This is a genomic window from Woodsholea maritima DSM 17123, from assembly GCF_000382325.1.
Taxonomy (GTDB): Bacteria; Pseudomonadota; Alphaproteobacteria; order Caulobacterales; family Maricaulaceae; genus Woodsholea; species Woodsholea maritima.
In genome coordinates, this window is record NZ_KB908063.1 from 1 (window position 1) to 12,955 (window position 12,955).

Below are 12,955 nucleotides of genomic sequence, written 5' to 3' on the forward strand. Positions count from 1 at the left end.
CGGTACGGCCGGAGGGGGCGTCTTCTTGTGAAGTATCCTCGCTTGGCAAAAACAGCAAAAAAAGAGTTGTCATCCCGGAGAAGCGTCAGCGCACATCCGGGATCTATTGTCTTGGCCATTTAGGTCTATAGATCCCGGCTCAAAGGCCGGGATGACATTTTTTCTTTAAGTTTCCTCGTTTCGCTGCGGGCGGACGGTCGTCCTTGCGAACCCTGCGGGTTCGAACATGTCATGCCAGACCTGATCTGGCATCCATGGCGTGAGCTTGACGTTATTCTGACCGATCAAAACCTTGCTCAACGCTTTCGGTATGGCCCCCAAATCAAGTTTGGGGTGACAGCTTGGTGATTTATCCTCCCCTGCGAAGCGGGGGAGGTGGCCGGTACGGCCGGAGGGGGCATTTTTTCTCTTAGCTTTTCAATAAATACTGTCATCCCGGACGAACGATAGTGAGATCCGGGATCTATAAACATAGCCATCACGCTCAATAGATCCCGGCTCAAGGCCGGGATGACAGATTTTGATTTTTTCATGCCAGACTTGATCTGGCATCCATGCCGTAAACTTGACGATTGTTCTGGTCATTCCGAACCAAGCTCAACCCATCCGGAATGGACCCCGGATCAAGTCCGGGGCCGCGTGGATCCTGTAAACAGGGAGCAAAATGTCTCACCCCTTATGTGCGCATCATCAATTTAACCCGGTCCGCTGGCACACGGCGACCGTCTTGATCGATAAAGGCGAGCCCCAAACGCTCCCCGGTTTCGCGATCCTGCATCCAGACCGGAGGTTCATCGGTTTTAAGCAGATGGCGATTGCCCCAATCGGCCAACACAAAAAGCGGCAAGGCCAGATCAAGCCCCACCTCGGTCAGGCGATAGGCAAAGCGCGTGCGCGAACCATCCTCACGATAGGGCACTTTTTTCAAAATCCCCTGCTCGACCATCGTATTCAGCCGCTGGGTCAGAACCGAGCGGGACGCGCCCAAATCCGCGACAATATCCTCAAAACGCTGCACGCCATAAAGGGCTTCGCGTAAAATCAATAAGGTCCAGCGGTCCCCGACGACCTCACTGACCAAACTCAACCCGCATTCATCCAGCGCCAAGGGTGAGCGCCGACGAATCTGCTCATGATGATCGGGGGAAAACTCCGCGACCTTCGACATTTTGCCTCCTGGGGGCGGTTATGTGCGCTTGCGCGCTCCGCCTCTCCTTGCCTTTTATTTCATTGGTCTTCTGTCTTTAAGATACCATTGAGCCGGTGCGACGCGCGATAAGTCAAGCCTAGAAACCGGCGCTCATCTGCGACGCGCCAAAGGATATCCATTTAAACGCATTCACAACGCGGGCAATGCATTAAAAACAATGACAAAATAGCTTCATTGATGAAGCTTATCCCCCTCAGCATTGCCGCGTGCTTGCAAAGCCCAGCTCACGACTCTAAAGGTCCGTACTAATATTTTGCCTAATGGTATTATTCTTCCCAAAGCGCTGACCCTGATCGCCGCCCTAGCCGCGGCCATGCCCCCCTATCACAGTGATAAAAGGCACCATCAAGTGGAAAGCTTAAGCGCGCTCAATCCTCAGACCCAATCCTTACAAGCCTGCCTGCGCCAAGCCGTGATATGGGATTATCTCTGATCGAGCCTTTGTTGTTGCGATCAAACACCCAGAAGGGTGCACGCCCCTCCCCGGCCCGACAACACACCGACATATTCAAAATCTCGACCCCAGCCATCAGGCATCCGCCAAACCGTTTGATGTCTTGAGGCGTAAAGCCTTTGATAGCCCGGCCCTCAGACACACGTAAAACACGCATAGCCGACGCCACACTTATACTTTAAATCTATCGAATTCGCCTATAAGACTAACATTTGTCTGCAATCGCGACCCCACCGTGATTTTTTAAGCAAGCATGGATCGCTCGCCCATGGCCAATCCCGAACATCTCGCATGGTTACAAGAAGGCGTAGAGGCTTGGAATGCACGGCGAGAACGTGAACCTTTTACGCCGGACCTCTCTAGGGCAAATCTTAATAGGCTAGACCTAATTGGCACACACCTATTTAGTGTAAATTTTAACGAGGCAATACTTCAAGAGGCAAGCCTCGTTGGGGCATACCTTAGACAGGCACGACTTAAGGCTGCAAACCTGCAAGGAGCAAAGCTTGAAAGGGCAGACCTGGAAACGGCATATCTTCAAGGAGCAGACCTATTTGGCGCGAACCTATTTGAGGCAAACCTGCAAGGAGCAAGCCTTAGAGGGACAAACCTTACAGAGGCAAACCTGCAAGGAGCAAGCCTTCGAGGAACAAACCTTACAGAGGCAAACCTTAGAGGGACAAAACTTCAAGGGGCAAATATTCGAACGGTCGAGAACACCTATGAAAAGACCGTTTTACGAACCGACCTTTTTAAATCACTTCATCTCACACAAGAACAAGTCGACAGCATGGATGGCGATACCGGGGTCATCCTGCCTATAGGGTTAGATTACCCCCTGCATTGGCCCAATTTTGGGGAAGGCCCAGATCCGCGGCAGGATATACAGACCGGCGAAGCGCCTCAATCACCAGACCGCCCAACGCCCCTCGCCCAGCGCCTGGCCGAGACGGGACCGGTGGCTGCCGTCCTCCGCGATGGCAAAATTGACATTGTCTCCACACCGCCAGACGGCCACCCGGCTGTCACCTATCCCGAAGATCGGGACCATCTCTTTGACGCTATTCACGACGCCTGTACGAGATTCAAAACAGCTTGGAATGATAAGCCTCCGCAGGCCCCTATAAACATATTGAACTCCATTGATGCATGCGCCGCTCTATCAAAGGCCCGTGACCTTAATTGGTACAAGTGGGAAGACCTCTGCGCAGAAATCACGTTTGACTTAAGCCTGGACGAACACGCCGACTGGTATAAATTCGATGCAAGGGCAGAACGTATACGCAAGCGCATACTCGAGCTTGCTCCGCATATAAAACCCATCCCGCTCGCGCTCGCGCCCTCTCACCTAGAGCAGCCTACGCAAGCGCCCGAGATTGAGCTCACGCCCGAGAACGAAGATGACATCCCGGACCTAAAAGATACACTGCAAAGCCTCGTCAATGGATCGGCAAAAACCATCATCAACAACTATTTTACCGCCGACACACAAAGCTTTGTCATCCACCAAGCCGAAACCCTCCAACGCGAGGAGATCCCACTCGCTGATCCGCATGAGACCCGCAGCAGCGCGGTCTCCAAAGGGCGCTGGAAACGCGCTTTGCGCGCGATGGCCGGCTTTACGATGACATTTCTGCGCAATGTCGCCGTTGGTGTCACATCAGGAGTGCTCGGCAGTGCTTTGACGACCGAAACAGCCTGGCCACACCTCATCCATGTGTTTGAACAACTGCGCGATATCCTGCTCAAATTCTTTAAGGCGGGCTAGCGAAGCTAAGCCGGTCACAACAAGCGCGAAGCCTTCAACTTTAGAAGAATAAGAAGGATTTGGTAGCGGGAGAGGGACTTGAACCCCCGACACGCGGATTATGATTCCGCTGCTCTAACCACCTGAGCTACCCCGCCACAGGGTCATCATAATGACGCTTCGTCCGTTTGACCTTTTTGAAAAAGGTCGGGGCGGACAGGAGTTTTTGTCAAACCCACCATGCCCCGTAAAGAAGTCAAAACGGCGTTGGACGGTGATCCAACGCCGTCGAGAGGCGGGTATATACGCTGTGTCTGCGCACGGTGCAAGCCGCGCGCTGCACTTTATCTTAGGCCGCGCGCACCCCTTCGAGGAAGCGCGAAACCGCCGCGCGAAGCCCATCGGCTTCGGTATTCAGTGAGCCTGAGGCTTCATTGACCTGCATCGCACACTGGCCGGTTTCTGAGGCCGCACGGTCCACTTCGCGGATCGCATTGACCACCCGGCGTGAGCCGCCTGCCGCTTCTTGCGCAGAGCGGGTGATCTCCCCGGCGGCGGCGCGTTGTTCTTCCATCGCTGCGGCGATGGTGGTGGAGATTTCATTCATCTCCGCAATCACCTGACCGATTGAGTGGATGGCGTTTACCGCCTTGCCGGTCGCTTCTTGAATGCCGGAGATCTGCTCGGAAATTGAGCCCGTCGCTTTACCGGTCTGCGAGGCCAAGGCCTTCACTTCGCTGGCAACGACCGCAAAGCCCTTACCGGCTTCCCCGGCGCGGGCGGCCTCAATCGTGGCGTTCAGCGCGAGGAGATTGGTCTGCTCGGCAATATCATTGATCAGGCGCACGATGCCATCAATGCGGCCCGCGGCTTCGCTCAACAAGGTCACATCGGCATTGGCTTGCTCAACCCGGTCTGCCGCATTGCGGGCAATGTCACTAGAGCGACCGACCTGTTGAGCGATCTCACCAATGGTTGAGGTCATTTCCTCGGCCGCAGCGGCGACGGTTTCGACGTTTTGCGAAGACACTTCCGAAGCACTGTTCACATCTTGTGTACGCGCGGTCGCGGTTGAAGAGCTTTGATTGAGCGCGTCTGCGGCTTCTTCCATCTGATTGGCGGCAGAGCCGACCGCATCCAATGCGCGCCGCGATACGTTTTCGAACTCAACGATCAAGTCTTCAACGCGTTTGGCGCGGTGTTCACGCGCGATCCGCTCTTCTTGAGTTTCGGCTTCCAAGCGTGCGCGCTCCAGAGCGTTATTACGGAACACGGTCAGGGCCTGTGCCATTTCGCCCAGCTCGTCCTTACCATTGTCTTTAATTTCGCGGCTGTTATCGCCATCAGCCATAGCGCGCATCACGCTGGACATGCGTTGCAAGCGCTTCAAGAGGTGTTGGCTGACATAGAAGTAGGCCACACCCGCTGAGATGATCAAAGACGCAATTGAAATAATGGCCAGTAGAACCTGGCCTGAAACGATTGCGGCCCCTGCCCGACCAGATGCCACCTCTTCAAGGCTTGCGGCCAGGTTTTTAACTTCGGTGGCTTCTTGGACTAAGGCAGCGTGGGCAAAACGCGCGTCTTCAACCGCCAGTGCCGTGGCGTCTGTGGCTGTGATCTCAGCACGGCGCGCGGCAAAGACGCTATTATTACCCGAAGCCCGATCGAGAATGGAGTTCACAGTATCGCGCACATCACCCCCGATAACATCACCTAAAATCGCGACATTTACGTAGAGCTCGTCCGAGGCAAGTTCGAAATTTTCTTCAATATCATCAACCCGTGCGATCGAATCCGCGCCTTCCAATTCGGCAAACTGGGTCGCGATCAGGTTGATCGACATGATCGTGCGCAATAAGGTTTCCAAGGTGGCCGGATCATCGGCCCCGTCGAGCGCGCCTTCAAGTCCGCTTGCCGCCTGGCTACGTTCGGCCAAAGCGCTACGGATATGATCTACGCGGCGATCGCGCGCATCCAGCTTTTGCCCAACAGCGCGATCCGCCGCGCTGACGCGCTCACTTAAATCGGCCACATTCGCTTCAAGCTCTTGAACGCGAGCGGTTTCCAAACCGGCCGCACGAAGAGCTTCGACAGAAGCCATGGCATCATCAAGTAGATTGGCCAATTGCGCTTGCGAGGCGGTTTGGTCGATCCGCTCCCACGTACGAGAAAATGCGGCCAACTCCCCAGTGATGGCACTAGAAGACGCCACCAATTCCGAGGCCGCTTTATTCAAAGGCATCGCGCGCGTCGTAATGTTATCGAGCGCGGAGCGCGTTCCCCCGAACGCAACAAACCCGACAACCGCAGCTGCCAGGGTCATGGTGGACACAAGTCCGAATGCGGCAAGCAGCCGAGCCTGAACCGATTGGAATGATATCGCCATAGTCACCGCCCATTAACGTTAACGCGTTCATATGCTCAAAAGCGGCGCGCCTGACCCAGGCGCGCCGCCTTTGTTATGTTTTAGCCGCCCAGATTGAAGTCGAACGTACGCTCGATCCCATCTGTAGACGCATCTGAAGGCGCATAGCGCCAGCTTTCCAAAGCCCGAAGAACGGCGCGGTCAAATACACCTTCTGGATTGGCTTCAACCACTTCCACATTGGCTACCGTTCCATCTGCGGTCACAGTGTAACGCACGGTTACATGACCTTCGAGTTCGCGCCGCTCAGCCCCACGCGGATATTCTGGAGCCTCAACCGTAACTAGCTCACGATCTTGAGCGACGGCCTGGCCTGCGAATACACCGGTTAGCGCGATAACTGACGCTGCAACTGCATGTTTCATTTTCTTCATTGTTGTCATCCCTAACACCCAACCTAATTGCTGTGGTTTTCACAGTCATCTTCTCGAGACGGGATTTATCTTGATCTTGACCCCCAACTCGATGACAAACTTATTGCATAGAGTAGGTTGAAGACTGCTTAACAAGGATGTTTCTTCATTGAAGGCATCAATTAAAGCACGTTTCGTGCTCAATCTGGATTGTGACATGGGTCAAGCCAAAGCGTTGTAATAAACGCGTTTTCGCAGCCTCTAACACCTCTAATTGTGACAGATCTTTTGCAACGCACAAATGTAAAGTCGCCATGGGGCGATCTTGCGTAATCGACCAGACGTGTATGTGATGCGCATCAATTACGCCTGTCACGTGTGCAATCAAATCTTCGCGAATCTCTGAAGGCTCCAAATGAGGGGGCGCTTCCTCTAATAAGATTCGCCCTGAATCGCGGATCAAGCCCAAAGCTGAATGCCCAATCAAGACGCTGATAAGAATAGACAAGACCGCATCTATGGCCATCCAGCCTATTAGAATAATAACGAGTGCCGACACAAGCGCGGCCAAGGATCCTAAAAGATCGCCTATCACATGGGCCAGCGCGCCGCGAATATTGAGATTATCACGGTCTGCGCCGTGTAAAACACCAAAGGCCGCAATATTCACGATCAGGCCAAGCCCCGCCACGACCATCATGGGAGTACCTTGAATTTCAGGCCCCGTATTTAAACGCTCAATCGCTTCAATAATGATCCACAGGCTCATCATCGCTAAAACGACACCATTCGCGAAGGCCGCCAGGATTTGCAGCCGATCAAAGCCATAGGTGCGCCGGCCTGCAGCCGGGCGACGCGCCAAGCGAAAGCCAAGCCACGCCAGCAGCAGTGCTGCAAAATCGGTGAGCATATGGGCCGCATCGGCCAACAGCGCCAGCGATCCGGTTAGCAATCCTCCGATCACCTCAACCAGCATAAAGCCGCCTGTTAAACAGGCCGCAAATAAGGTGCGGGTTTCATTGGCCCCATGATGATGGTGATGATGGCCCAAGCCGTGTGCGTGGGAATGCGCGTGATCATGGTGATGATCGGCATGAGTATGTGAAGAGGATGGAGCGTGATCATGGGACATGGATGCCTATCTGCACCCATTTGCCCGTGATATACAATTTCCTTGTGCGCGGATTTAGCCGCCGAGACTGAAATTAAGCTCTTGGACATGCCCATCGCTTTGGGCGTCGGCGGGTTCAAATTTCCATTGCTCGATCGCACGTAGTGCTGCGCGGTCAAAAATTCCCGCCGGCTCAGAGGCCGTCACTTCCATGTTCGTTGTCTCACCCGAAGCGGTTATCGAGTATCTGATCTCAACATGGCCTTCAATATTACGCCGCTCCGCGCCGCGCGGATATTCCGGCGGGACAATCTCGACCGGAGTGCGCTGGGGCTGCGCCATGGCGCTGACCGACAATAAGACCACAGCCAAGCTGGCCATTGCGAGGCTGACCCCTTGAACAACGCGTCTAAGCATAGCTGCACCCTTTTCTGCCAAGCATCTGACACACAACACTTTGAATGAACGCTATCAGCGAAACTTTGAAAATTACTGAATCGCTTGCGTATCAAGGCGGGACACCATGGCTTAACAAAGCCCTAGACATGAAAACGGCGCACCCCGGCCAGGATGCGCCGCTTTAATTGTCTCAATAGAACTCAGACTTAGGCGGAAATATGAATCGGATGGCCCAGCGAGGCGAGCACCGATTCTGCAAAGCCTTCGGTCAAAGTTGGGTGGACGTGGATCGTGCCGGAAATATCTTCCAGGCGCGCGCCCATCTCAATCGCCAGCGCAAACTCGCCTGACAATTCGCTGACATGCTTGCCAACCGCATGAATGCCGACGATGACATGATCATCTTTGCGCGCCACGACGCGCACGAAGCCGCCATCTGCCCCGCCTTCCATGGCCAGGGCACGCCCCGAAGCGGCGAAGGGGAATTTACCCACAATCACATCCAGGCCCTTGGCTTTGGCTTGATCCGGGGTCAGGCCGACACCGACCAGCTCGGGCTCGGTAAAGCAGACGGCCGCAATCGACATCGGATCGAAGACGCGCTTGTGACCGGCAATCACTTCGGCCACCAATTCGCCCTGGGCGGTGGCTTTATGGGCCAACAAAGGCTCACCCACCAAATCACCAATGGCATAAACGCCGCGCATCGGGGTTTGACAGCGTTCGTCAACTTTGACGAATTTGCCATCCATATCGAGGCCCATATTTTCAAGCCCCCAACCTTCGGTCAGCGGGCGGCGACCCACGGCGACCAAGATCTTGTCGGCTTCCAAGCGCTGTAGCTCGCCCTTGGCATCTTCAAATTCCAAGAAGGTCTTACCGCTCTTCTGGCTGACACCTTTGGCCTTGCACTTCAGATGCACATCGACCTTATTCTTCTTCAGCCACATCGTGACCGGACGGGTGAGGTCTTTATCATAAAGTGGCAAGATCTGTTCTGCCGCCTCTACGAATGTCACCTCAGAGCCGAGCTTGCGGAAGGCAATGCCCAGTTCCAGCCCGATATAGCCCGCGCCAACAACGACCAGCTTTTCGGGCTTTTCGCTCAATTCCAACGCCTGGGTTGAGCCAATCACCGGCCCACCAAACGGCATAAAGGCAAGCTCCGTTTCCACCGAGCCATTGGCCAGAACTACGTTTTGCGCCTTGATGGTTTGGGTTGAGCCATCCTCCAAGGTCACGACGCAGGTCTTGGCATCTTCAAACCGGGCCCAACCGGCCACGATCTCAACGCCTGCGCCTTTCAAAAGCGTGCCCACACCCTTGGTGAGCTTACCCACGATCTGGTCTTTCCATTTGACGAGACCGGCCATTTCCAGAACCGGGGCCTTCTCCAGGGTGAGCCCCATATCCGCCTTCTCCGCGATATGGCTCATCTCTTCAAATTTAGACGCGGCATGGATGAAGGCTTTGGAGGGGATACAGCCACGGTTCAAACAGGTCCCGCCCAGGCCGTGCTTGTCCACAATCACCGTATCCAGACCCAATTGGCCCGCACGGATTGCCGCTGGATAGCCGCCCGGCCCACCGCCGACGACCAGAACCTCACACTCACGAATTTTCGTCATCATGCACCCTCTTTAGAGGACGACCCCGGCGATGCCGGGGCCGATAATGGTTTTAAAGTCGACCTACATGAATAAGGTCGCGGGATTTTCCAGATAGGCTTTGATGTCCTGGATCAACAGCGCCGCGTCATAGCCATCAACGATGCGGTGATCAAAGCTGGAGGACAAATTCATGATCTTGCGCGGTACGATGCGGCCTTCTGCGTCATAGCGTGGCAAGGTCTGCATCTTATTGACGCCAATGATCGCGGTTTCCGGCGCATTGATCACCGGGGTCGTGGCGATCCCGCCAATCGCACCCAGCGAGGTGATGGTCACGGTCGAGCCGGTCAACTCATCCTTGGTGCATTTACCATCTTTGGCCGCCGCGCCCAAACGCTTCAGCTCCGCTGCGATCTGCCATACATCCAGACTTTCCGCATGCTTGATCACCGGCACCATCAGGCCATTGGGGGTCGCGGCCGCGATACCACAATGGATGGCCTCATACTTGGTCAAGACACTCGCTTCGCCATCAAAATGGGCATTGGCTTGCGGGGTATCAGGTAGAGACTTCACCAGAGCCATCACCAGGAAAGGAATGATCGTCAACTTTTCCTGATCGCCCTGGCGCTTGGCATTCATATGCGCGCGCAGATCTTCCAACGCCGTCATGTCGATCTCATCGACATAGGCGATATGGGGAATGGAGCGCTTGGCATGGGCCATATTTTCAGCGATCTTGCGGCGCAGTCCAATGACTTTTTGCTCTTCCACGCCGGTACGCGGCGCGCGCGGATTAACCCCGCCGCCATGGGCAATTGCCGCCATCAAGCGCCCGCCAGAGGCGATGAAGTCATCCAGATCGCGGTGCGTGATCCGTCCGGCAGGGCCGGTGCCCGGCACGCTGGCCAGATCAATATCATTATCCAGCGCGCGTTTACGGATCGCCGGGCTTGCCAAAACGCGCTCCCCCTCTTTACGCGGGCTGGCCGTGATGGCCTTGGTCGCGGCCGGTGCGGGCGCAGGGACCGCTTTGGGCGCGTCTTTTTTGGGTTCTGGCTTGGCTTCAGGTTGAGCGTCGACTTGGGCTGCCGCCTCTGCCTTAGGCTCAGCCTTTTCCTCTGAAGGCGTGTCTTCAGCCGGTGCCGCGCCGTCGACAGCGATGAACAAGATCTCGGTTCCCACCGCAATCACATCGCCGGGTTCACCGACCAATTGCGTGACGGTGCCGTTGACCGCGCACGGAATTTCAACCGTGGCCTTATCCGTCATCACATCCAGGATGTGTTGATCTTCGGTGACTTTATCGCCGACCTTGATGTGCCATTCTACGATCTCGGCCTCGACCACGCCTTCGCCGACATCAGGAAGTTTATAGCGATATTCAGACATATCTATGCCTCCATCACGGTTTTCATCGTACGGATGAACCGTTCCTGTCCGGGGAAATAGGCCCATTCATGCGCATGCGGGTATGGGGTATCCCAACCGGTGATGCGTGCCACGGGGGCCTCGAGTGCGTAGAAGCACTCTTCTTGGATCTGCGCGATCAGTTCAGCGCCAAAGCCCGAAGTACGCGGGGCTTCATGGGCAACAATCACACGGCCCGTTTTATTGACCGAAGCGGCAATCGTTTCCATGTCATAAGGCACGATCGTGCGCAGATCGATAATCTCCGCATCAATCCCGGCCTTCTCAGCGGCCGATTGGGCGACATGCACCAAAGTGCCATAGGTCACGATGGTCAGTTCAGAGCCCGCCCGCACGATCTCAGCCTTACCCAGGGGCACGGTATAATGCTCATCGGGCACTTCGCCTTTGGGATGGGTCGCCCACGAGGTCAGCGGCGCATCAGGCACACCATTGAAGGGACCGTTATAAATCCGCTTGGGCTCAAAGAAGATCACCGGATCATCGCTCTCAACCGAGGCGATCAACAAGCCCTTTGCGTCATAAGGATTGGAGGGCATCACCACCTTCACGCCCGGAATATGGGTGAAGAAAGCCTCAGGGCTCATCGAGTGGGTTTGCCCGCCGCGAATACCCCCGCCGCACGGGGTGCGGATGGTGACGGGTGTGGTGAACTGACCGGCAGAGCGATAGCGAATGCGCGACAGCTCAGAAACCACCTGGTCAAAGCCCGGAAAGATATAATCAGCAAACTGGATCTCTGCGACCGGGCGCAGGCCCTTGGCCGACATCCCGATGGCCATGGCGACAATCGCGGCTTCATTGATCGGCGCATCGAAAACGCGATCAAGGCCATATTTCTTTTGCAGCCCTTGCGTGGCCCCAAAGACGCCGCCGAAATAGCCTGCATCTTCCCCAAAGATCACCACATCATCATCGCGGTCCAGCACGACGTCCATGGCAGAGTTCAGGGCCTGGATCATATTTTTAGTTGGCATAATTAAACCCCCAGATCCTGGCGTTGACGACGCAGGCGCCAATCGGGCTCTGCGAAGACATCCTCAAACATTGAATGAGTCGGGGCCAAAGGACCATCATGCAAGGTGCCATAGCTTTCAGCCTCTTTATAGGCCTTGGTCACCAGCGCGGTCATCTCGGTCTCCAGCGCCTGATGACGCTTCTCATCCCATTCGCCCAGACCGATGAGGTGCTGCTTCAAGCGCTCAATCGGATCGCCCAGCGGCCAGATCTGACCTTCGGTTTTCGGACGGTATTTCGTGGGATCATCCGAGGTGGAGTGCGCATCGGCGCGATAGGTATAAAGCTCCATCACCGTGGCCCCGCCGCCCTTACGCGCCCGCTCAGCGGCCCATTGGGTCGCGCCATGCACCGCCAGGAAGTCATTGCCATCCACGCGCAAGGACGCCAGGCCATAGCCCAGGCCCTTGGCCGCGAAGGTCGGCGCTTCGCCTTTGGAAATGCCCTGATACATCGAAATGGCCCATTGGTTATTGACCACATTGAAGATCACCGGCGCGCGATAGGTTGAAGCCAGCATCAGACCATTGTGGAAGTCACCCTCAGCCGTGGTGCCATCGCCGATCCACGAGGCGGTCACTTGATCTTCGCCCTTCATCGCTGCGCCCATCGCCCAGCCGACAGCTTGCGGGAATTGCGTGCCCAGATTGCCCGAGATGGTGAAGAAATTGCCCTCTTTCCAGGCATAGTGCACCGGCAGCTGGCGGCCTTTCAGGTTATCACGGCTGTTGGAAATACAATGGCACATCATGTCGACCAGATGGCGACCGCGCGCAATCAACAAGCCTTGCTGGCGATAGGACGGAAAGAGCATGTCGCTATCACGCAGCGCCATGGCGGCAGCGACCGAGATCGCCTCTTCCCCCAGCGACTTCATATAGAAGCTCATCTTGCCCTGACGCTGCAGCTTCAGCATGCGATCATCAAAGATGCGCGTCAGTACCATGTGCGAGAGGCCCTCGCGCATGGCTTCCGGGCTCAGCTTTGGATCCCACTCCCCCACCGCTTGGTGGTTATGGTCCAAAACCCCGATCAGGCCCAGCGCCAGATCGCGGGTCTCAAAGCCCTCAATCAAGGGATCGGGGCGTTTGGCCTCGCCGGCCTTTTGCAGGTCAAGATTGGAGAAGTCAGGCTCATCGCCAGGACGGAAAGGCGGAGCGGGTACATGGAAACGCGATTGTTGTGTGCTCATTGG

General features: G+C 55.8%; 11 protein-coding genes and 1 tRNA gene. 1 reads left to right on the forward strand and 11 read right to left on the reverse strand.

Going from position 1 to position 12,955, the window contains the following annotated elements; genetic code table 11:
- Positions 1-676: 676 nt before the first annotated feature.
- Complete coding sequence (locus H151_RS0113730; RefSeq protein ID WP_019962245.1) at positions 677-1,168, reverse strand: winged helix-turn-helix transcriptional regulator; 492 nt, start codon at positions 1,166-1,168, stop codon at positions 677-679.
- Between the two features lie 410 nt (positions 1,169-1,578).
- Complete coding sequence (locus H151_RS17620) at positions 1,579-1,821, reverse strand: hypothetical protein (RefSeq protein WP_156823521.1); 243 nt, start codon at positions 1,819-1,821, stop codon at positions 1,579-1,581.
- A 111-nt stretch (positions 1,822-1,932) separates the two neighbouring features.
- On the opposite strand from H151_RS17620, the gene H151_RS17220 reads away from it, so the two are divergent.
- Positions 1,933-3,432 (forward strand): pentapeptide repeat-containing protein, encoded by a 1,500-nt coding sequence (locus tag H151_RS17220; protein WP_233354595.1) that lies wholly within the window; start codon positions 1,933-1,935, stop codon positions 3,430-3,432.
- Positions 3,433-3,492: 60 nt separating this feature from the next.
- On the opposite strand, the gene H151_RS0113745 is transcribed toward H151_RS17220, so the two are convergent.
- From H151_RS0113745 to H151_RS0113785, 9 genes are all read right to left on the reverse strand, one after another.
- Positions 3,493-3,569 (reverse strand) — tRNA-Met (locus tag H151_RS0113745).
- A 191-nt stretch (positions 3,570-3,760) separates the two neighbouring features.
- Positions 3,761-5,800: a methyl-accepting chemotaxis protein gene (locus tag H151_RS0113750; RefSeq protein WP_040759754.1), complete on the reverse strand. Its 2,040-nt coding sequence runs from the start codon at positions 5,798-5,800 to the stop codon at positions 3,761-3,763.
- Between the two features lie 80 nt (positions 5,801-5,880).
- Positions 5,881-6,213 (reverse strand): energy transducer TonB, encoded by a 333-nt coding sequence (locus H151_RS0113755; RefSeq protein WP_019962249.1) that lies wholly within the window; start codon positions 6,211-6,213, stop codon positions 5,881-5,883.
- Positions 6,214-6,370: 157 nt separating this feature from the next.
- Entirely contained in the window at positions 6,371-7,324 is a 954-nt protein-coding gene (locus tag H151_RS0113760; RefSeq protein WP_019962250.1) for a cation diffusion facilitator family transporter, read from the reverse strand.
- Between the two features lie 54 nt (positions 7,325-7,378).
- The gene (locus tag H151_RS0113765) at positions 7,379-7,720 is read right to left on the reverse strand and encodes an energy transducer TonB (RefSeq protein WP_019962251.1); all 342 of its coding nucleotides are present in this window, start codon (positions 7,718-7,720) and stop codon (positions 7,379-7,381) included.
- Positions 7,721-7,908: 188 nt separating this feature from the next.
- Positions 7,909-9,330 (reverse strand): dihydrolipoyl dehydrogenase, encoded by a 1,422-nt coding sequence (gene lpdA / locus H151_RS0113770; RefSeq protein WP_019962252.1) that lies wholly within the window; start codon positions 9,328-9,330, stop codon positions 7,909-7,911.
- Between the two features lie 63 nt (positions 9,331-9,393).
- Positions 9,394-10,704 (reverse strand): dihydrolipoamide acetyltransferase family protein, encoded by a 1,311-nt coding sequence (locus H151_RS0113775; RefSeq protein WP_019962253.1) that lies wholly within the window; start codon positions 10,702-10,704, stop codon positions 9,394-9,396.
- 2 nt (positions 10,705-10,706) lie between these two features.
- Positions 10,707-11,720 carry an alpha-ketoacid dehydrogenase subunit beta gene (locus H151_RS0113780; RefSeq protein ID WP_019962254.1) on the reverse strand — a complete coding sequence of 338 codons (1,014 nt, stop codon included), beginning with the start codon at positions 11,718-11,720 and terminating at the stop codon, positions 10,707-10,709.
- Between the two features lie 2 nt (positions 11,721-11,722).
- Positions 11,723-12,952, reverse strand: a complete 1,230-nt coding sequence (locus H151_RS0113785) for a thiamine pyrophosphate-dependent enzyme (protein ID WP_019962255.1) — start codon at positions 12,950-12,952, stop codon at positions 11,723-11,725.
- Positions 12,953-12,955: the final 3 nt, after the last annotated feature.

Excerpts from the sequence above, each read along its gene's own strand:
- H151_RS0113730 (WP_019962245.1), bottom strand. The coding sequence starts at position 1,168 with ATGTCGAAGGTCGCGGAGTTTTCCCCCGATCATCATGAGCAGATTCGT.
- H151_RS17620 (WP_156823521.1), bottom strand. The coding sequence starts at position 1,821 with ATGCGTGTTTTACGTGTGTCTGAGGGCCGGGCTATCAAAGGCTTTACG.
- H151_RS17220 (WP_233354595.1), top strand. The coding sequence starts at position 1,933 with ATGGCCAATCCCGAACATCTCGCATGGTTACAAGAAGGCGTAGAGGCT.
- H151_RS0113750 (WP_040759754.1), bottom strand. The coding sequence starts at position 5,800 with ATGGCGATATCATTCCAATCGGTTCAGGCTCGGCTGCTTGCCGCATTC.
- H151_RS0113755 (WP_019962249.1), bottom strand. The coding sequence starts at position 6,213 with ATGAAGAAAATGAAACATGCAGTTGCAGCGTCAGTTATCGCGCTAACC.
- H151_RS0113760 (WP_019962250.1), bottom strand. The coding sequence starts at position 7,324 with ATGTCCCATGATCACGCTCCATCCTCTTCACATACTCATGCCGATCAT.
- H151_RS0113765 (WP_019962251.1), bottom strand. The coding sequence starts at position 7,720 with ATGCTTAGACGCGTTGTTCAAGGGGTCAGCCTCGCAATGGCCAGCTTG.
- lpdA (WP_019962252.1), bottom strand. The coding sequence starts at position 9,330 with ATGACGAAAATTCGTGAGTGTGAGGTTCTGGTCGTCGGCGGTGGGCCG.
- H151_RS0113775 (WP_019962253.1), bottom strand. The coding sequence starts at position 10,704 with ATGTCTGAATATCGCTATAAACTTCCTGATGTCGGCGAAGGCGTGGTC.
- H151_RS0113780 (WP_019962254.1), bottom strand. The coding sequence starts at position 11,720 with ATGCCAACTAAAAATATGATCCAGGCCCTGAACTCTGCCATGGACGTC.
- H151_RS0113785 (WP_019962255.1), bottom strand. The coding sequence starts at position 12,952 with ATGAGCACACAACAATCGCGTTTCCATGTACCCGCTCCGCCTTTCCGT.